The sequence below is a fragment of the Halopseudomonas sp. SMJS2 genome, assembly GCF_029866945.1.
In the GTDB taxonomy this organism is placed as follows: domain Bacteria; phylum Pseudomonadota; class Gammaproteobacteria; order Pseudomonadales; family Pseudomonadaceae; genus Halopseudomonas; species Halopseudomonas bauzanensis.
This window is the reverse complement of record NZ_CP123445.1, coordinates 738,220-756,240: the sequence shown is the minus strand read 5'-3', so window position 1 is coordinate 756,240 and position 18,021 is coordinate 738,220. Positions and strand designations below refer to the sequence as shown.

Sequence of the window (18,021 nt, the reverse complement as noted above, 5' to 3'; positions counted from 1 at the left end):
GATCATTGCGCCAGCGGCACGGATTGAGCATTGCAACGCACCACGCGCTGGCGGTTATCGACCAGCAGGCCGGACAGGCCGTTATGCCGGGTGTCATGCAGGATCATCACTCCATCCACACATTCGGCCGCATGATTGGCGGCCTTTGCCTGCAACTGCCCCGCCTCTTCCGAGCCGATGGTCACCAGACTGAATTCGGCCACCAGCAGACCTTCTTCCTCCCGCGCAAAATTCAGGTACCCGTAGAAATGCAATACGGCCATGGTTAGAAACAAAGTGCCCAGGGCGGTGAGAATATAAGGCAGCTTGTTGGTTTCCGTTTGTTCACTCATGCAAAACTCCTACAGAATATTGGCGTAATCGGCCTCGATGCGATCGAGGCTGAGATTGGTCAGAAACCCGGAAAAGCACATCCAGGCACTCAATGCATTCAGATCGGCAAAGGGTTCCGGCAGATAGCGCGGCGGCACCACCAGCCCCTCCTCCACCAGTTGCCCGAGGGTGCGCATGTCTTCCAGGGTGGTCTTGCCACAAAACAGCAGCGGAATCTGTTGCAGCTTGCCCTGGCGCACTGCCAGCTGGATGTAGTTGTAGGTCAGGATAAAACCCTTGAGGTAGGCCAGATCCTTGGTGAACGGCAGGCCATCGCTGCTCGAGCCACGGAATACCCGGCTGGCATTGTTGTAGCTGTCGTCCTCGCTGTAGCCTTCACCCCGATAAAAACCGAACACATCGAGAAAATCGCCACCGGACTCGGCCAGCTGGATTGCCTGGGTGCGGTTGGTGAGCTTGCGCAGGCGCGAAGGATAGGAGGCGAAGGTAATGATCTCCATCAGGATCGCCAGCCCTTCCTGGGTTACCGTGGACGACGGTGGCCCCTTGGCCAGGAATGTACAGATCGGCTGGTGCTGGCCATTCAGACTGGTCGCCACATGCACCATGCCCTCATGCACGGCCAGAATCTTCAGGTCGCGCTGGTTGAACAGCGCATCGCTGCGAATCTTGATGTAGTCGGCGCCAGCAGCAGCATCGGCGACTATGCCGTCGGATTCAAATACGCGCACCGCCCGATCATCGGGGAACACCTGATCCATCTGCGCCTGCAATATGGCGACGGCCTCGGGCGCAGCGATGGTCTTGGGTTCATGGCCCAGATCATTGCCGATATTGCTCAGCGATTCGCTGAGCATGATGCCCAGATCGGTGATGGTCGGGTCGCCGGCATGAAAGGCATCGGAGGCCGAGCCGTACAGCTCCTGGGAAATGCGCCCCATCTCGGGCGTGCCGCGCGCTTCGAGCATGCGGATGACCATGCGGTATTCCCGACACATGCGCCGCATGATCTGGCCCACCGGATTGAAGGTGCCGAGCTGGCGGGTGATATCGCGCTCGATATCCTGAAACACCTGCAAACGCTCGGCCGGGTCGAAGGCCATCGGGCGACGCTTGTAATAATCCGGACCGACATCCGGGAGCTTCTTGCAGCCATCACGGAAGAACTGATCGCGAATGCTGTCATCCCACTTGATAGCATCCAGCACCCGAATCGGCGCCTGCGCCTCGACAATACGGTCGGACAGGCTGCGGATAACCAGTTGGTACTGCTCGCTCTGTTTTACCGCCATGCAGCGCTCCCTATGTTCTCGCTCATTTGCTCGTCGCCGATGCTCGGTGTTCAGTGCTCGGCGGCTCGGTGTCGTGCAGGGAAACATTGATCTGGCTGGCTTGTGGAGCGGCCAGATCAGGTACTGCCCAGCCCGGACACGCGGCAAGTACGTCCATGTAGCTCGCGGTTGCCATCCCTGGCAACCGACGGTCCGGGCTGGGCAGTACCTGACCCGGCTCATAAGCCGCAGTGTGGATCAATGTTTCCGGCGAGTCCGTTTTTCGGGATGTAGCGCACCCGCGCTACACCTTGCAACCGGGCAGAAAACTTAAAAGTCTTCAATACACAATGCACTACAACCTGAAAAACCAGCCCTTATAAAACCATCCCGGAAAGCGGATCATCACACAAACCATACAGCGGGATTGGGGGCGAGCTATGTGGGACCGTCGGTTGCCAGGGATGGCAACCGCGAGCTTACAGGGACGTACTCGCAGCGTGTCCTACATAGCTCGCCCCCAATCCCGCCACCCACAATCCAACCTGATCCGCTTTCCTTGCACAGAGCCACAACCAACATCCAACCCATAACCCTGGATTCCCCGCCTTCGCGAAGAATGACGGGGTAAAGGGCAATTACCCGATACTTAAACCTCAGGCCGCATATGCGGAAACAGGATCACATCGCGGATCGACGGCGAGTCGGTCAGCAGCATCACCAGGCGGTCGATGCCAATGCCTTCGCCAGCGGTCGGCGGCATGCCGTATTCCAGGGCGCGGACGAAGTCGGCGTCGAAGTGCATGGCTTCGTCGTCGCCGGCATCTTTCTCAGCCACCTGGGCGTGAAAGCGCTCGGCCTGGTCCTCGGCGTCGTTCAACTCCGAATAGGCATTGGCGATCTCGCGGCCACCGATGAACAGCTCGAAGCGATCGGTCACGCTGGGGTCTTCATCGTTACGTCGCGCCAGCGGCGATACCTCGAAGGGATAGCGGGTGATGAAGGTCGGCTGCTCCAGCAAATGCTCCACCAGCTCCTCGAAGATCATCACCTGCAGCTTGCCCAGCCCTTCATGGCCCAGCACCTTGGCGCCGGCCTTCTTCGCGATCTCCCGGGCCCGGTCAATATTGGTCAGATCATCCGCGCTCAGTTCCGGATTGTATTTGAGGATAGAGTCAAATACCGACAACCGCGCAAAGGGCTCGCCAAAATGGAACACCTTGTCGCCGTAGGGCACATCGGTGGTGCCCAACACCGCCTGGGCCAGCTCGCGGAACAACTCCTCGGTCAGGTCCATGTTGTCTTCGTAATCAGCGTAGGCCTGGTAGAACTCGAGCATGGTGAACTCGGGGTTGTGCCGGGTCGAAACACCTTCGTTACGGAAGTTGCGGTTGATCTCGAAGACCTTCTCGAAGCCGCCAACTACCAGCCGTTTGAGATACAGCTCCGGTGCGATGCGCAGGTACATCGGCAGATCCAGCGCATTGTGGTGCGTCTCGAACGGCTTGGCTGCGGCACCACCGGGGATGGTCTGCAGCATCGGGGTTTCCACTTCCAGGAAGCCGCGCTCGCTGAGGAAACGGCGGATCTGGGAAATCACCTGGGAGCGCACGCGGAATGTATCGCGCACTTCTTCATTGACGATCAGGTCAACGTAGCGCTGGCGGTAGCGCTGCTCGGTATCGGTCAGGCCGTGGTGCTTGTCCGGCAGCGGGCGCAGGGACTTGGTCAGCAGCTGGACCGCCGTCATGTGCACATACAGGTCACCCTTGCCGGAACGCGCCAGCGTGCCTTCGGCGGCGATGATGTCGCCCAGGTCCCAGGTCTTGATCGCTTCCAGGGTCTCGGCGGGCAAGCCCTTGCGGTCAACGTAGACCTGGATGCGTCCGCTCATGTCCTGCAGCACCATGAACGCACCGCGGTTGAGCATGATGCGCCCCGCCACCTTGACCGCAATGGCGGCCTCGGCCAGCTCTTCCTTGCTGCTGTCGGCATACTTCTGCTGCAGATCGCCGGCCAGACTGTCGCGACGGAAATCATTCGGGAAAACATTGCCCTTGGCGCGCTCTACCGCAAGCTTATCCTTGCGCAGGGCGATCAGGCTGTTTTCTTCCTCTTGCAGTGCATGCTCGTTCAGCGGTTGTTCACTCATTTCGGTGTCCTGGGTAAATCAATTCGGTAATGGTGCAGGGTGTCGGCAGTGTCGTCAGGGCCCGGTTACAGGCCCTGTTTCAGACTGGCTTCAAGGAACTCGTTGATGTCGCCATCCAGCACGCCGTCGCAATCGCTGTCTTCGATGCCGGTGCGCAGATCCTTGATCCGCGACTGGTCGAGTACATAGGAGCGGATCTGATGGCCCCAGCCGATATCCGACTTGCTGTCTTCCTGTGCCTGGGACGCCTCGGTGCGTTTCTGCATCTCCAGCTCATACAACTTGGCCCGCAACATCTTCATCGCGGTGTCTTTGTTGGCGTGCTGGGACCGTTCGTTCTGGCAACTGACCACGGTATTGGTCGGGATGTGGGTGATCCGCACCGCCGAATCAGTGGTGTTAACGTGCTGACCACCAGCACCCGAGGAGCGGTAGGTGTCGATGCGCAGGTCGGACGGGTTGATCTCGATTTCGATGTTGTCATCGATTTCCGGCGACACGAACACGGCAGTGAACGAGGTGTGACGACGATTGCCGGAATCATACGGGCTCTTGCGCACCAGCCGGTGTACGCCGATTTCGGTGCGCAGCCAGCCGTAAGCGTAAGAGCCCTTGATGTGAACGGTGGCACCCTTGATACCGGCAACCTCGCCCGCGGTCAGCTCCATGATGGTCGCTTCGAAACCATTCTGGTCGGCCCAGCGCAGATACATGCGCAGTAGCATGTTCGCCCAATCCTGGGCCTCGGTGCCGCCGGAGCCCGACTGGATATCCAGATAGGCGTTGTTCTCATCCATCTCACCGCTGAACATGCGGCGAAACTCCAGCGCTTCCAGGCGCTTCTGCAAACGCTCCAGCTCGCTGGTCACGTCGGCAACGGCCCCTTCATCATCTTCTTCGACGGCCATTTCCAGCAGTTCGGATGCGTCGCTCAGGCCGCTTTGCAGTTCGTCCAGCGTACCGACGATCTCGGCCAGGGAGGCGCGCTCGCGGCCCAGGTTCTGCGCCCGCTCGGGCTCGTTCCAGACGCTGGGGTCTTCCAGCTCGCGTTCTACTTCGGTCAGACGATCATGTTTGTGATCGTAGTCAAAGATACCCCCTGATGGTCTCGGAGCGGCCACGCAGGTCTTTGATGGTGTTCAGAATCGGATTGATTTCCATGGTGACAAATCCCGTCAGGAAAAAGGGGACATTGTAGCGGAAATCCCCGCCCCGGTGCAGTGATCAGCATGGAGGTTGCTTCGGTTCAGCAACCGAGCCGACCGCCGGGGCACAGAGCCTCGCGAGTCAGCAGGCCTGCAGGTGCCGTACCAGCAACTGCAGGCTCTGTCGTCCGCGGTACTCGTTGATATCCAGGCTGTAGGCCAACCGCACCCGGCGCACGTTGGGATCGGGCCATACCTGGGAATCGATATTGAAAGCGATGGCGTCCAGCACCTCGGTACCGCCACAGGGCTGCAGCACCATCTTCAGGTGCCGCTCGCCGACCAGCCGCTGCTGGATCAGATTGAACTCGCCATGGAAGCCCGGCTCCGGAAAATGCTGACCCCAAGGCCCAGCCTCGCGCAGGTGCGCCGCGAGTTGCAGATTGAACTCATCGACCGCCAGCTCACCATCGCTCAGCAGGCGGCCAGTCAGATCCTCGGCGCTCAGTTGGCGCCGCACTTCGCGGTCGAAAGCCGCGCGAAAATCCTCGAAATGGGTGGCTGGCAGGGACAAGCCCGCCGCCATGGCATGCCCGCCGAACTTGCTGATCAATCCCGGATTGGCTGCGGCGACGGCATCCAGCGCGTCGCGGATATGCAGGCCGGCGACCGACCTCGCCGAGCCCTTGATCTCACCCTCCCCCGCATCGGCAAAGGCAATGACCGGGCGGTGATAGCGATCCTTGAGTCGCGAGGCGAGAATGCCGATGACGCCTTGATGCCATTCGGCATCGAACAGGCACAGGCCGAACGGCAGGTCCGCTTCCTGCAGGTCCGTGGCATCCAGCATGGCCAGTGCCTGCTTCTGCATGTCTTGCTCGATGCTCTTGCGATCACGGTTGAAACCGTCCAGCTCGCTGGCCATCTCGCGCGCCAGTGATTCATCGTCGGTGAGCAGGCACTCGATACCCAGGCTCATATCATCCAGCCGCCCCGCCGCATTCAGGCGTGGCCCGATGATGAAGCCCAGATCGGTCGAAACCAGCCGCTCGGCGGGACGCCGCGCCACCTCCAGCAGCGCGCGAATGCCCGCCCGGCAACGCCCGGCACGAATACGTGCCAGCCCTTGATGCACCAGGATGCGGTTGTTGGCATCCAGCGGCACCACGTCCGCCACCGTGCCCAAGGCAACCAGGTCCAGCAGCTCGGCCAGGTTCGGCTCGGGACGCTGCGCATTGAACCAGCCACTGTCGCGCAGCGCGGTGCGCAGAGCCATCAGTACATAGAAGATCACACCGACGCCGGCAATTGCCTTGCTGGGAAAATCACAGCCGGGCTGGCTGGGGTTGACGATAGCGTCGGCCGCGGGCAGTTGTTCGGCGGGCAGGTGATGATCGGTGACGACCACCTTGAGACCAGCCGCCTTGGCGGCCGCCACGCCATCGATGCTGGAAATGCCGTTATCCACGGTCACCAGCACGTCAGGCTGCCTGGTCAGCGCCACCTCGACAATTTCCGGAGTCAGGCCGTAGCCATACTCGAACCGGTTGGGCACCAGATAGTCGACCTGGGCCGCGCCCAGCGCCCGCAGCCCGAGTACCGCAACGCTGCTGGCGGTAGCGCCATCGCAATCGAAATCGCCGACGATCAATATCGACTGGTGCTGCTCCAACGCCTCGCGCAGCACCGCCACCGCCTGCTCCATACCCTTGAACAGCGTCCAGGGCAGCAGCGCTTTCAGGCTGCGGTCCAACTCCGCCGCCGATTGCACGCCGCGCGCGGCGTACAGGCGGGTCAGCAGCGGTGGCAGTTCTCCCAGGTCCGGCAGTTCGGCGGGAGCAACGCGAGTCTCGATACGCATGGTGCTCAGCGCTCTCCCAACAACCATTCGAGCACGAACTCGTGCTGGGTATCGGCATCGCTGACGTAGAGCACACCATCGGCAATCATCACACCCCATTCGATGGTCCGCCCCAGTTCATTGGCCAGGGCGTCCAGCGGCTCCTGGGGGAGCGCGGTGATATTCACATTCTTCAGGTTGGCCACGGCGGGGATCACCTTGCCCGCCCACACCCGCGTGTTGCCATAGGCCAGCAGTGAGACCCGCTCGGCACGCCGCGAACACCAGGTCAGGCGCTCCGCATCCGGCTGGCCAACCTCGATCCAGTGCTCGATCCGGTCATCCAGGCTCTTGTGCCACAATGCCGGCTCGTCGACCTCGGACAGGCCGCGCCCGAAAGCCAGCCGCTCCTGATACCAGAGCGCGTAGGCAAGAATACGCGCGGCCAGGCGCTGGCCGGTTTCCGATGGGTGCCGAGCCACCGTGATACGCAGATCTTCATAAACGCCGCGATCGGTATCGGTGATATTGAGATGGACTTTACAGGGAACGGACTGGAGCGCCATGGGGCTGGATATCCTGGTTCTGGGGGCCGGCAGTGTAGCGCAAAACGTCCTGCCTCGCCCTACCAGCACCGCCGAAGGCAGTGTCACTCATCCGGCTTGCGTTCCACTCCCTCGAGAAAATACGGCAGGACATGCAGGATGAACAGCATCAGCAGAGTGGCCAGCACCGCGGTGGCTTCCAGGCCGAGCCCCACGCAGACACCTACCGCAGCGGTCATCCAGACCCCGGCAGCAGTGGTCAGGCCCTTGACCTCACCCATGCTGCTGCCCTTGATGATGGTGCCCACACCGAGAAAGCCGATGCCGGCGACGATCCCCTGCACCACCCGGCTCATGGCATCATCACCGGCACCGACCAGTTCGGAGCCAAGCACGAACAATGCAGCCCCCATGCACACCAGCATATGCGTGCGGATGCCGGCCGCCTTGCCATGGGTTTCCCGTTCGTAACCGAGCAAGCCACCCAACAGCGCAGCGACCAGCAGCCGCAACGCGACCCGAGTCGCTTGCTCCACATCGGTCAGGTCGGAGAACTCGCTGGCCAGGGTAACCAGGATGATATCGAAAACGTCCATTGCCGAGTCCGCATCGTCGGTAGGAACCCTCAGCATAGCAGTCAGGAAACCGTCCGCCGCGGCACTGGCTGCCGGGTAATTTCCCGCCGCAGCAGGCGCCCCCATACCGTGCCGGGTGCGACGCGCCAGACCTGGTGATGCAGCCAGGCCATGGCTTCGGCGTCCTGCGCCAGGAGACTCTGTTCGGTACGGTCCAGGGCACCGGGCCCCTGCTCCAGACAGCGCTGCGCCAAAGCATCCAACCGCTGACGCCGTGGCCCCGCTGGCGCAGCGCGAGCCAACGCTACCTGCAACCGGTTATGCCGGGGATGGATCACCGATTCGCAGAAACCGGGTTGCTGGATGCCTTCCAGCGGGCTGCGCATCATCTCCTCGAGCAACTTCGAGCCATAGGCTTCCTCGGCGGTCATCAGCCAGCCACGCCGGCGCAGGCGCTGGCCCAGCTGCACCCGGCTGAGGATCACTGAAATCGGCGCGGCGAAGATCAGCGGCAACGCCACCGGCAGTGACCAATAAAAGAACATCGGCTTAAGCCAGAGCGCGAACAGCGCCCAGGCCAGCCCGAGAATCGAGCCCGGCGCCTGATAGACCAGGGCCTCGACCCAACCGGTCTCGCTGGTCCGGTTCTGCCCGGCCCAGCGCAGTTTGATATTGAACAGTGCCGCGGTCACGTACCGCGAATGTGACAGCATGCGGATCGGCGCCAGCATGGCCGACACCACTATCTCCAGCAATACGCTGCCCAACAGCCGAAAGAAGCCGCCGAACGCACGAACCCGCTGCGTCAATGCCGCATCCGCCAGGCCGAGAAACTTGGGTAGAAACAGCAGGCCAAGGGTGCAGCCTACCAGCGTCGCTGCGCGCAACGGCTGCCATTGTGGCCACAGCGGAAACAACTGGTGCGGGTCGGGGAAATAGTTGATGGGCCACAACACCATGCGGGTGGTAGCGATGGTAGTCAGGACCAGAAAGGCCAGCCACAGTGGCGACGCCAGATAGGACATGATGCCGTTGAGAAAGGCCATGCGATGGGCAAACCGGAGCCGGCGACTGCCGAGCATCAGCCACAGATGCTGCATGTTGCCCTTGACCCAGCGCTGGTCGCGGGTCAGCTCATCCACCAGTGATGGCGGCGACTCCTCCCAGCTGTCCTGCAATCCCGGTTCCAGCCAGACTTCATGGCCGGCGCGCCCAAGATAAGCCGCCTCGACAAAGTCATGACTCATGATCGGACCACGGAACAGCCCCCACCCCGGCAGCTTGCGCAGGCCGCAATGGGCCATGAAGGGCTTGATCCGCAAGATAGCGTTATGCCCCCAGAAAGCCGCCTCGCCCAGCTGCACCGCGGCCAGCCCGGTAGTGAACAATGGACCATATAACTGACTGGAGAACTGCTGAATCCGGGCGAATAACGAGCGGCCGTTGAGCAGTTGCGGACTGGTCTGCAAAATGCCGACCATGCGGTGGCGCTGCATCAACTGCACCATGGTTACCAGCGTGTCACCGCCCATCAGGCTGTCGGCGTCCAGCACCACCATATAATCGTAATCCCGCCCCCAGCGGCGCAGGAAGTCGCCGACGTTGCCGCTCTTGTAGTTCAGGTTGAGCTTACGCCGGCGGTAGAACAGCCGCCCTGCCGCACCCAGCTTGTCCACCAACTGCGCCCAGGCCGCCTGCTCTCGCAGCCAGGTGTCCGGCTCCCGGCTATCAGACAGGATGAAGAAATCGAAGTGTTCCAACTGGCCGGTGCGTTCGAGACTGCGGTAGACCGCGCTCAGCCCGCCCAGACTGCGCTCGATCGGCTCATGATAGATCGGCATCAGAATTGCCGTGCGCGCCAGCGGCGTGGCGGCCAGGGTAGCGGCGTCCTGTTGTTGCAGCAGCGACTGCCGATCACCACCCAGACGCCGCAGGACGAAGCCGGCAACGGCGATCCAGAAGCCAAAGGAAATCCAGGCGAACAGCAGAGCAAACAACCCCAGCATGCCGATTTCCACGGCGTTGCCGCCGTTGTAGGGCAGGATCGACAGCATGAACCAGCTGGCCAGCAGCGTTTGCCCGATTACCAGTACCAATAAACAGCTGCGCCGCAACCAGGCCGCTGTACGCCAGCGGCGACGGCTCGCGACGGCATCCGCCGTGCCGGCTTCCACCGCAGCCGGCATCATCAGTAATCCCCGTAACCGATACTGCCACGCCGCAGAGGTGGAGTCGCTGGCGCTATCGGCTGCGGCTCGATCCCGCTCCGCATGGGCTGCAGGCAGAGGTCGAACAATTCGTCCGCAGGGACCGTCAGATTATCCGCCATGGTCCGCAGGACTGCCGCCTGCACCTCCGGCGTCGGCTCCCGGCCCGCCCAATGCAGCCAGGCGAGTACCCGGCGCAGGGTGAATTCAGCAACCGTTGTGTGCATGCCGTCTCCACAGGTTATTTGATGACATTCAATACATCACTGCCGGGTGCGAGCTGATAGGTCCATGTTTCGCTCAGGGTCTGGTCACCTTCGCGCAGGAAGGCGCGTACCGATAGCGGACGATCCGGTGCCGGCTTCACCAACATCGACAACCGCCACCGCTCAAGGGCGGGAACATACTCGACGAACTGTTCGATCAGCTCACCATCCTCCAGGGCGGTGGCGTCGGCGGCTACCGGAGCCTCGGTGGGATAGTCCGACAACGGGCCGCCGGCAAAGTCGACAACCACCCGCACTGCGCCCTCGACATCTCCCCCGCCGATGCGAGTGCCGTCGCCAAGAAAGCTGTCCACCGCCTGAGCCATGGGGCTGTCCACCAGGTCGGCCATGCCGAAGCGGGCGATATAGTCGAACCGGTGCGGACCTTCTGCCGAGAGTCCACCGTCGGGAGTCCAGAACGCCACTATATTGTCATTGGTCTCATCCGGCGTCGGTAGCTGGGTCAGCACCACATGCCCCTTGCCCCAGTCGCCCTGCGGCTCGATCCAGGCACTGGGCCGCGTGTCGTAGCCCGCTTCCGGGTCCATGTAGCTGCCGAAATCGGCGTCACGCTGGAACAGTCCGAAGCCACGCACGTTGTGAGTGCCGAAGTAGTCCATGGTCAGGGTGGCCGGGTTGTTCAGCGGACGCCACAACCATTCATCACTGGCGCCGTCATGGATCAGCAGCCCATCGCTGTCATGCACCTCTGGCCGCCATTCACCGTCCGGGCGCAGCGTGTTCTGGCCGTAGTAGAACATGCTGGTCAGCGGCGCCACACCCGCCAGCTCGATGGCCTGGCGTGGAAACAGTACCGACTCGACCTGCAGCGCCGTTTCATCACCGGGAGTCACGGTGAAGCGATAGGCCCCGGTCAGACTCTTGCCATCCAGCAGCCCGTAAAAGGTCAGCGTCTCGGCGTCTGCGGCGGGCTTCTCCAGCCAGAATTCGATAAAGGAAGGAAACTCCTCGCCGCTGGGCAAGCCGGTATTGACGGCGATACCCCGGCCCGACAGGCCAAAGTTGTTGTGTCGACCCACCGCCCGGTAATAACTGGCACCGGCAAACACCAGGAACTGATTCTGGATATCCGGCGCATCGAAGGGAAAGGTCAGCTTGAAGCCGGCAAAGCCGAGATCGGCTGGCATGAGCTTCTCCACTTCGCTGTTGGGATAGCTGAATTGCGTCTTGTCGAAGGCCAGCGGCTGCGCCTCGCCGCCCTCGATCAGGTTGATGCGCACCGCATGGTGGTAGAACAACCCCGGCGGAATCAGCATCAGATTGAAGGGGAGCTTTTCTTCTCGCCACAGGCTGCTCTCGGGCTTGAAGCGGATACTCTGGTAATCGTGATAACTCAGTTCCTGGAGAAAGCGCGGCACTTGCGGGGGCGCCTTCCAGGCGCTGTCTGCCAATGACTCGGCCTTGTCGATTACCGTTTGGAACTGAAATTCCTCCGCTCCGGCAGTCAACGGTATCACCAGCCAGATAGAACACATCAGGCGCTTCAAACCTATCGTCATCCTGCAGTCTCCCTTAATCGATATAGCGGCAAACCGTTGCGGTTTTCGATACTAAGGTTTAGGTAGCCAAGCCCTGTATCAGTTCCCATTACATGAAGCTATTGGCAATCAGCCAACCGACGCCGAGAGTGATGCTGTAAGCCAGCAGCGCCAGTACACCGTCATGGGCGGTCATCGCCAGGCCGAAACAGGTCAATGCCAGCCCGGCGCTGCTCGCGGCGAAGGGCACGGGCTCGAGCAGAGGCAGGGTCACCGCCAATACCAGACAGACCAGCGCGATGGGCCAGCTGCCGGGGCCGTCCACCAGGATGCTCAATCGGTGCTTTACCAGGCGGTCGACAAAACGCGCGGGGCGCCGCAGCCATTGCGACGCTTTGGCGAGTTTCTGCTGCCCGATCTTGCGACGCAGAATCCACCCCGGAAGCCAGATGTGTTTACGCAGTACCAGCATCTGCACCGCGATCAGGAAAACCGCCACTCCCATGGTCGAAGGCAGCGTGGGGATACCGCTCAGCGGTGATATGAGAATCAGACCGATCAGCAGCAATATCGGGCCGAAGGAACGCTTGCCGATGGTTTCCATCAGCTTGTCCAGCGATACCGCCTCCTCCCCTTCCCCGGCTTCGTCCATGCGGTCGAGCAACTGTTCCAGACTGCTCGGTTGCTGCTTCATGCATTGTCCTCCCCGGCGCCCAACCGCATCGTGCGATCCAGCTGCCGATACCAGCGCAGGCCGATCCACGCGGACGCCGCGATATAGGGCAGACCACCGAGAACCCACATGATGAGTCCGGCGAGCTGCTGGTCCTGCAGGTCGCGGGCGTCGCCGTAGAAAGGCGCCTGGGCGAAGGTGAGAATCGCGCCCAGCACCCCGGTATGCATCAGCGTGAATAACAGGGCAAGCAGCGCCCACGGTCCGCCCGAATGGCGGCTCTGTAACACCGACCACCAGAACAGCCCGGCGGAAAGAATGAACATCAGATGTTCCACCGCATGCCACCAGGGGTTCTCCAGCGCAAGAACATAGAAGTACGGCATGTGCCAGAACCAGAGGATCAGCCCGTGCAACCAGGCCATCGCCATCGGCCAGTGCGCGAGTTTCAACAGCCCGCGATAGAACAGCAGAACCAGCTGGCCGCCGCTGCTGATCATCTGTGCCAGTGGCTGGGCCAGCACCCACAGCGGCGGGATCACCACCATGAACAACATGTGCTGGGTCATGTGAGCCGAGGCGCTGGTCTCAGCCCATTCATCCAGCGGGCCGGCGATGGCGAACAGGCATATCGCTGACCCCAGATGAAAGCATAGCGACTGCCACCAGCGTGTCGGGCGCCGCAACTGGCCAACCAGGAACAGCAGCCAGAACGTCAATAGCATGCCAACACTGATCAGCGCACTGATCAGATCGGCGCCGTCACTGTCGAGGGGGCTGTGCGCCATGGCCCTGGGACTGAGCGTCAGCAGGACCAGGGCCATGGCGCATGGGATGCGATAGGTCATATGCATGGCGGCAGAAACCAGACTGGTACCGCCACTGCCAACGTGGCGAAGGCGGATAGAAAGTAAAGCCCGGCCGAGGTCCGGGCGACGAAACGTCGGTTCGGCTGGGTGTTCTCGGGAGTGCCACGAGCGCAATGCCAGGCAGCCCAGCCGAGCACGCCGACTACCACCAGAGTGGATAGCCAGAGCAACGCGTTGAGCCAGTTCAGCGGCCCCCGGGTCGGGTCCGGCGGCACCACTTCGCAGGCTACTGAAAGCCCGCCATAGAGCACCACGAACCAGATAGCCCATACTGTCAGGCCGGTGATCAGGTGGATGGGATGCCAGGGCGGAAAAGTCATGGGCGCTCCTTACCAGGCCATCGGCAGCAAAATGAAGGCAGCGAAGCTGAGCCAGAATACGCCGAGCGTGTAACTCCAGAACGGCTGCAGCACCAACGGCTCGTAGGGCAGCTGCGCACTGACGTAGCCAAAGCGCACCCGTACGGCCTGCATCGCCGTCGCAACTGCCGACAGAGCCCCGTGGAATAACAGATAGCCAAGCATTACCGCCAGGACCGAATCGTGGGCCGATTGGGTAGGCGTCAGCTCCGCAGCCAGCATCAGCCATACCAGCACCGCCACATGAATCAACCCGATCCCCGCGCTTATCCATAGGCCGCCCTGCAAATGACGAGTGACACCCCGGCGCAGCCGCTGCGTCAGCCACTGATAAACGACTACCGCCAGACTGAGCAGCACCCCGCTGGCAAGTAGCGGCATCAGCGCCAATGGCCCCTGCTCCGGCGCCTGCCATTGCGGAGAGGCCGTCCACAAGTAGAACCAGCCAAACAACAGGGAGGCGTAGAACGAGCCGTTGGCCATCAACGTCACCAGCATGCCCCAGCGGCCGGGACCATCATGGGTGCGTGAGTGCAGCGGCGGATCGCTTGGGTCGTCGTCCCGCACCGGCGCCATGTCCGGATGAGCGCCATTGACCCAGCTCCAGCGCAGCATGATGAAGGCGGCCACCAGCGTCGCGCCCAATGCCAGCCAGTAGGTCTTGAGCAGCAGGCTGAGGCAGACAATGGCCAGCACCACCCCGGCCTGCAGCGGAATCCAGGAGTGGCTCGGCAGGTGCACTACCTCCCGCACACGCCCGGTAACCGCGTCCGAACCCCAGGTCTCCCGCCGCCCGTGGCGAATGACTGCCATGGCATGCTTGCCCTCCTCTATCTCGAAGGGCAATTGCGGGTTGTGCCAGAGTGGATGGCGGCTGCGGATATCCGGCAGGCTGATGAAGTTATAGGTGGTCACCGGCATGGCGACCGCCCATTCCAGGCTATCCGCCCCCCAGGGATTACGTGGTGCGCGGCGGCCGAAGCGAAAGTGCAGGAGGATATCCAGCAGGAACATGGCAATGCCGATGGCCATGACGAAACCACCGATGGACGACAGCAGATTCAGCCAATCCCAGCCCAGTCCGGCCTCGTAGGTGTAGACCCGGCGCGGCATGCCCAGCAGCCCCGTGAGGTGCATCAGCAGAAAGGTCATGTTGAAGCCGATGAATACCAGCCAGAAAGCCCAGCGCCCCAGCATATCCGAGGGCATGCGGCCGGACACATGGGGCAGCCAGTAATAGAGCCCGGCGATCAGCGGGAACAGCATGCCGCCCACCAGCACGTAATGCATGTGCGCCACCACGAAGTGAGTGTCATGCACCTGCCAGTTGAAGGGCACCAGCGCCAGCATCACCCCGGTCAGGCCACCGGCGACAAAGATGATCAGAAACCCGAGAATCCACAGCATCGGCAGATTCCACACCACCCGCCCGGTCCACAGGGTGGCCAACCAGGCAAATACCTGAATCGCCGTGGGGATCGCCACCAGCATGCTGGCCATGGAAAAGAATGCCTGGGCCAGCTGCGGTATGCCGACCGTGAACATATGGTGCACCCACAACCCGAAACTGATGAAGCCCATGACGATGACCGCCAACACTATCCAGCGATAGCCAACAATGGGCCGCCGGGCGAAGACCGGAATCAGGGTCGAAACGATACCGGCCGCAGGGAGGAAGATGATGTATACCTCCGGATGGCCGAACAGCCAGAACAGGTGTTGCCACAGCAGCGGATCACCGCCGCCGGCTACTTCGAAGAACACCAGACCCGCCGCCCGCTCCAGCTCCAGCAGGATACTGCCGAGAATCAGCGGCGGGAAACCGAACACGATCATCAGCGCCATGGCCAGGATGTACCAGCAGAAGATCGGCATCCGCCGCAAGCTCATGCCATTGCTACGGGTGCGTAGAATCGAGATGACCAGCTCGATTGCCCCCGTCATCGAAGAGATCTCGACGAAGGTGATGCCCAGCAACCAGAAGTCCGATCCCGGCCCCGGTGAAAAAGTGCTGCTGCTCAACGGTGTATACATGAACCAGCCGGAATCCGGCGCAATGCTCAGGGCCAGGCTCGACAGAATGATCAACCCGCCGAACAGGTAGCAGTAATAACCCATGGCGCCAAGCCGGGGAAATGCCAGGTCGCGGGCGCCCACCATCTTGGGGATCAGATACATCGCCACCCCTTCCAGAATCGGGATGGCGAACAGGAACATCATCAGGGTGCCGTGCATGGTAAACAGCTGGCTGTACAACTCGGGACCGATGATCTCCTGCTCTGGCAAGGCCAACTGCGTCCGCATGAGCATGGCAAGTACGCCGCCGACCAGGAAGAAGAACAACCCGGTAACAACGAACCGCAGCCCCACGGAAGTGTGGTTGACCGCCGCCAGCTGACCGAAGCCCGGCAGGTTGCCCCATACCCGGTCAAATTGCTCGTGCAGTTGGGCACTGTGTTTCTGCTGCTCACTCATCGACCGTCGCTCCTTCCAGCCAGGCGTCGAACTCGCCCGGCGCGTGGGCCCGCACAGTGAATTTCATGTGCGCGTGACCGGTACCGCAGTACTCTGCACATTGACCGTAATACAGGCCCGGCTCGTCGGCCCGCAGGCGCAACACATTGGTCCGCCCCGGCAGCATGTCCAGTTTGCCCCCCAGTCGCGGCACCCAGAAGGAGTGGATCACATCCTCGCTGGTCAGATGCAGATCCACCGGCATACCCGCCGGGATATGCAATTCATCACGCAGGCGGATGCCACTGGCGGGATAGCTGACATCCCACCACCATTGCCGTGCGGTGACATCGATACGCAGAGGCTCTTCCTCGGCCAATGGCAATGGCAGCATGCGATGGCCAATGGGAATACCGAAGGCCAGCAACGCGGTGATACTGGCAATCGGCAGAATCAGCCCACCACCGATGACCCAGCGATTCTGGATTCGCTGGGCCTGTTCATCCGATACCTCACCCGGCCGGCGGCGCAGCGCATACAGCCATAACGACACCACGACCACCAGGGTGACCACGGAAAATCCGGCCATGGCCCACCACAATCCAGCCGCGCCGGCAGCAGAGGGTCCGGCAGGATCCAGCGCCGAGTATGGGCCAGTGCAGCCACTCAGCAGGCCGAGACCGGCCCAGGCTGCTAGGCTTGACGCAGGGCTCCGGCCAATACGTGGCCGGTTTGGTTGTTCAGGAGGTTCTTTTCCATGATGTCCGAATCCATCGCCAGCAAAATGTCGATTGGCGGTCACCCGATTCATCCCATGCTCATTCACTTCCCCGTCGCTGCCCTGATCGGGCTGATCGGCACCGATATCGGCTTTGTGCTTACCGGCGATCAATTCTGGGCCAGGGCCGGGCTCTGGCTGGCCGGCGTGGGTACGCTCGGCGGCTGGGTCTCGGGCACCGTCGGCTTGCTGGACCTGTTGATCGTGCCGCAGATCCGCCGGCTGATCACCGCCTGGTGTCATGCTGTGCTGGCAGTGATGCTGTTGTCGCTGGCGTCGCTGAACTGGCTGATGCGCATTGGCGAAGCCGAGGCGGCCATCCTGCCCTGGGGACTGTTCCTGTCGGTGCTGAGCGGCCTGGCCATCGGCGCTACCAGCCTGCTCGGTGGTCAGTTGGTCTATGACCATGCCGTCGGGGTTGATTTTGAAGAAGCGCCGGAGCCGGCCCAGCCGGAATGAATGGTTGAGCTGCCGCGATATTTCGCTCATAGCGGCAGCTCCACGGCCGGCTTGGCCAACACCAGCCAGAGAATCAACGAGAAAAGCCCACAGCAGACCACCGCCACGGTGACGCACCAGCCTCGCAGGGGACGATCTTCCTTCTGCTCCATGCGCAACACCAGCAGCCCGACCAGGACATGGCAGACCACCAACGCGGTCACCACCGTCAGCTTGGCCACCAGCCAGCCATCCACGGTGCCATCAACCACAAATACCAAGGTGCCAGCGATGATCGCCAATAGCGCAGCGGGGGTGGCAATCCGGGTGAAAACGAAGCGTTCGATGGAATTGTGGGGATTGACGCGCACTTCTACCGGCGAGCGTCGGGCTTCGTGTCCGGCAATCAAGGCCGGGAGATACAGCAACGAAGCCACCCAGAACACCAGCGCAATGATGTGCAGCACCAGAAACCAGAGCATGCCGAGTCAACTCCTGTCATCTCGCGAGTCAGTGAACCTGGCCGGGGAGCGAGGCTGGGGAGACGATTTGGACTTGTTCAAAGCCTCCCTGAGATGTCGGACAACGAAGGGCAGCGGTTGGTGCCAGTGAAATTG

17 protein-coding genes are annotated in these 18,021 nt (G+C 61.8%); 1 reads left to right on the top strand and 16 read right to left on the bottom strand.

Features of this window, described 5'->3' with window-relative positions:
• Positions 1-2: 2 nt before the first annotated feature.
• From QAO71_RS03730 to coxB, 15 genes are all read right to left on the bottom strand, one after another.
• Complete coding sequence (locus QAO71_RS03730) at positions 3-332, bottom strand: hypothetical protein (protein WP_136869111.1); 330 nt, start codon at positions 330-332, stop codon at positions 3-5.
• Positions 333-341: 9 nt separating this feature from the next.
• Entirely contained in the window at positions 342-1,625 is a 1,284-nt protein-coding gene (locus tag QAO71_RS03725; RefSeq protein ID WP_074780980.1) for a flavohemoglobin expression-modulating QEGLA motif protein, read from the bottom strand.
• A 628-nt stretch (positions 1,626-2,253) separates the two neighbouring features.
• Positions 2,254-3,756, bottom strand: a complete 1,503-nt coding sequence (gene lysS, locus QAO71_RS03720) for a lysine--tRNA ligase (RefSeq protein WP_036990982.1) — start codon at positions 3,754-3,756, stop codon at positions 2,254-2,256.
• Between the two features lie 65 nt (positions 3,757-3,821).
• Positions 3,822-4,917 (bottom strand): peptide chain release factor 2 gene (gene prfB, locus QAO71_RS03715; protein ID WP_136869109.1). Its coding sequence is split into 2 segments (ribosomal slippage): positions 3,822-4,844 and positions 4,846-4,917, totalling 1,095 coding nucleotides; the frame shifts between segments, so codons are not numbered across the junction.
• Between the two features lie 126 nt (positions 4,918-5,043).
• Positions 5,044-6,762, bottom strand: a complete 1,719-nt coding sequence (gene recJ / locus QAO71_RS03710; RefSeq protein ID WP_074780983.1) for a single-stranded-DNA-specific exonuclease RecJ — start codon at positions 6,760-6,762, stop codon at positions 5,044-5,046.
• A gap of 5 nt (positions 6,763-6,767) precedes the next feature.
• Positions 6,768-7,307, bottom strand: coding sequence for a YaeQ family protein (locus QAO71_RS03705; protein ID WP_074780986.1), 540 nt, complete (start codon positions 7,305-7,307; stop codon positions 6,768-6,770).
• A gap of 83 nt (positions 7,308-7,390) precedes the next feature.
• A complete protein-coding gene (locus tag QAO71_RS03700; protein WP_036991254.1) occupies positions 7,391-7,882 on the bottom strand; it encodes an MgtC/SapB family protein in 492 nt (163 codons plus the stop codon).
• 41 nt (positions 7,883-7,923) lie between these two features.
• Positions 7,924-10,050, bottom strand: a complete 2,127-nt coding sequence (mdoH, locus tag QAO71_RS03695) for a glucans biosynthesis glucosyltransferase MdoH (protein WP_280165273.1) — start codon at positions 10,048-10,050, stop codon at positions 7,924-7,926.
• Positions 10,050-10,295, bottom strand: a complete 246-nt coding sequence (locus tag QAO71_RS03690) for a hypothetical protein (RefSeq protein WP_036990987.1) — start codon at positions 10,293-10,295, stop codon at positions 10,050-10,052. Before QAO71_RS03690 ends, mdoH begins: the two co-directional genes overlap by 1 nt.
• A gap of 14 nt (positions 10,296-10,309) precedes the next feature.
• Entirely contained in the window at positions 10,310-11,854 is a 1,545-nt protein-coding gene (locus QAO71_RS03685; RefSeq protein ID WP_136869107.1) for a glucan biosynthesis protein G, read from the bottom strand.
• A gap of 88 nt (positions 11,855-11,942) precedes the next feature.
• Positions 11,943-12,527 carry an exopolysaccharide biosynthesis protein gene (locus QAO71_RS03680; protein ID WP_280165272.1) on the bottom strand — a complete coding sequence of 195 codons (585 nt, stop codon included), beginning with the start codon at positions 12,525-12,527 and terminating at the stop codon, positions 11,943-11,945.
• On the bottom strand, positions 12,524-13,360 hold the full coding sequence (locus QAO71_RS03675; RefSeq protein WP_280165271.1) for a cytochrome c oxidase assembly protein: 837 nt from the start codon (positions 13,358-13,360) through the stop codon (positions 12,524-12,526). The genes QAO71_RS03680 and QAO71_RS03675 overlap by 4 nt, the downstream gene beginning before the upstream one ends.
• The gene (locus QAO71_RS03670; RefSeq protein WP_136869104.1) at positions 13,351-13,695 is read right to left on the bottom strand and encodes a hypothetical protein; all 345 of its coding nucleotides are present in this window, start codon (positions 13,693-13,695) and stop codon (positions 13,351-13,353) included. Before QAO71_RS03670 ends, QAO71_RS03675 begins: the two co-directional genes overlap by 10 nt.
• Positions 13,696-13,704: 9 nt before the next feature.
• On the bottom strand, positions 13,705-16,209 hold the full coding sequence (ctaD, locus tag QAO71_RS03665; protein ID WP_280165270.1) for a cytochrome c oxidase subunit I: 2,505 nt from the start codon (positions 16,207-16,209) through the stop codon (positions 13,705-13,707).
• Positions 16,202-16,777: a cytochrome c oxidase subunit II gene (gene coxB, locus QAO71_RS03660; RefSeq protein WP_235833896.1), complete on the bottom strand. Its 576-nt coding sequence runs from the start codon at positions 16,775-16,777 to the stop codon at positions 16,202-16,204. The genes ctaD and coxB overlap by 8 nt, the downstream gene beginning before the upstream one ends.
• A 168-nt stretch (positions 16,778-16,945) precedes the next feature.
• On the opposite strand from coxB, the gene QAO71_RS03655 reads away from it, so the two are divergent.
• The gene (locus QAO71_RS03655) at positions 16,946-17,425 is read left to right on the top strand and encodes a DUF2231 domain-containing protein (RefSeq protein ID WP_074780995.1); all 480 of its coding nucleotides are present in this window, start codon (positions 16,946-16,948) and stop codon (positions 17,423-17,425) included.
• Between the two features lie 26 nt (positions 17,426-17,451).
• Here QAO71_RS03655 and QAO71_RS03650 read toward each other — a convergent pair whose 3' ends face one another.
• A complete protein-coding gene (locus tag QAO71_RS03650) occupies positions 17,452-17,886 on the bottom strand; it encodes a CopD family protein (protein ID WP_280165269.1) in 435 nt (144 codons plus the stop codon).
• Positions 17,887-18,021: the final 135 nt, after the last annotated feature.

Bases quoted from the DNA above. Each gene is read 5' to 3' on its own strand.
- QAO71_RS03725 (WP_074780980.1), bottom strand. From the start codon at position 1,625: ATGGCGGTAAAACAGAGCGAGCAGTACCAACTGGTTATCCGCAGCCTG.
- lysS (WP_036990982.1), bottom strand. From the start codon at position 3,756: ATGAGTGAACAACCGCTGAACGAGCATGCACTGCAAGAGGAAGAAAAC.
- ctaD (WP_280165270.1), bottom strand. From the start codon at position 16,209: ATGAGTGAGCAGCAGAAACACAGTGCCCAACTGCACGAGCAATTTGAC.
- QAO71_RS03650 (WP_280165269.1), bottom strand. From the start codon at position 17,886: ATGCTCTGGTTTCTGGTGCTGCACATCATTGCGCTGGTGTTCTGGGTG.
- coxB (WP_235833896.1), bottom strand. From the start codon at position 16,777: ATGGCCGGATTTTCCGTGGTCACCCTGGTGGTCGTGGTGTCGTTATGG.
- QAO71_RS03685 (WP_136869107.1), bottom strand. From the start codon at position 11,854: ATGACGATAGGTTTGAAGCGCCTGATGTGTTCTATCTGGCTGGTGATA.
- mdoH (WP_280165273.1), bottom strand. From the start codon at position 10,050: ATGATGCCGGCTGCGGTGGAAGCCGGCACGGCGGATGCCGTCGCGAGC.
- QAO71_RS03680 (WP_280165272.1), bottom strand. From the start codon at position 12,527: ATGAAGCAGCAACCGAGCAGTCTGGAACAGTTGCTCGACCGCATGGAC.
- QAO71_RS03655 (WP_074780995.1), top strand. From the start codon at position 16,946: ATGATGTCCGAATCCATCGCCAGCAAAATGTCGATTGGCGGTCACCCG.
- QAO71_RS03690 (WP_036990987.1), bottom strand. From the start codon at position 10,295: ATGCACACAACGGTTGCTGAATTCACCCTGCGCCGGGTACTCGCCTGG.
- QAO71_RS03705 (WP_074780986.1), bottom strand. From the start codon at position 7,307: ATGGCGCTCCAGTCCGTTCCCTGTAAAGTCCATCTCAATATCACCGAT.
- QAO71_RS03730 (WP_136869111.1), bottom strand. From the start codon at position 332: ATGAGTGAACAAACGGAAACCAACAAGCTGCCTTATATTCTCACCGCC.
- QAO71_RS03700 (WP_036991254.1), bottom strand. From the start codon at position 7,882: ATGGACGTTTTCGATATCATCCTGGTTACCCTGGCCAGCGAGTTCTCC.
- QAO71_RS03675 (WP_280165271.1), bottom strand. From the start codon at position 13,360: ATGCATATGACCTATCGCATCCCATGCGCCATGGCCCTGGTCCTGCTG.
- QAO71_RS03670 (WP_136869104.1), bottom strand. From the start codon at position 13,695: ATGACTTTTCCGCCCTGGCATCCCATCCACCTGATCACCGGCCTGACA.
- recJ (WP_074780983.1), bottom strand. From the start codon at position 6,762: ATGCGTATCGAGACTCGCGTTGCTCCCGCCGAACTGCCGGACCTGGGA.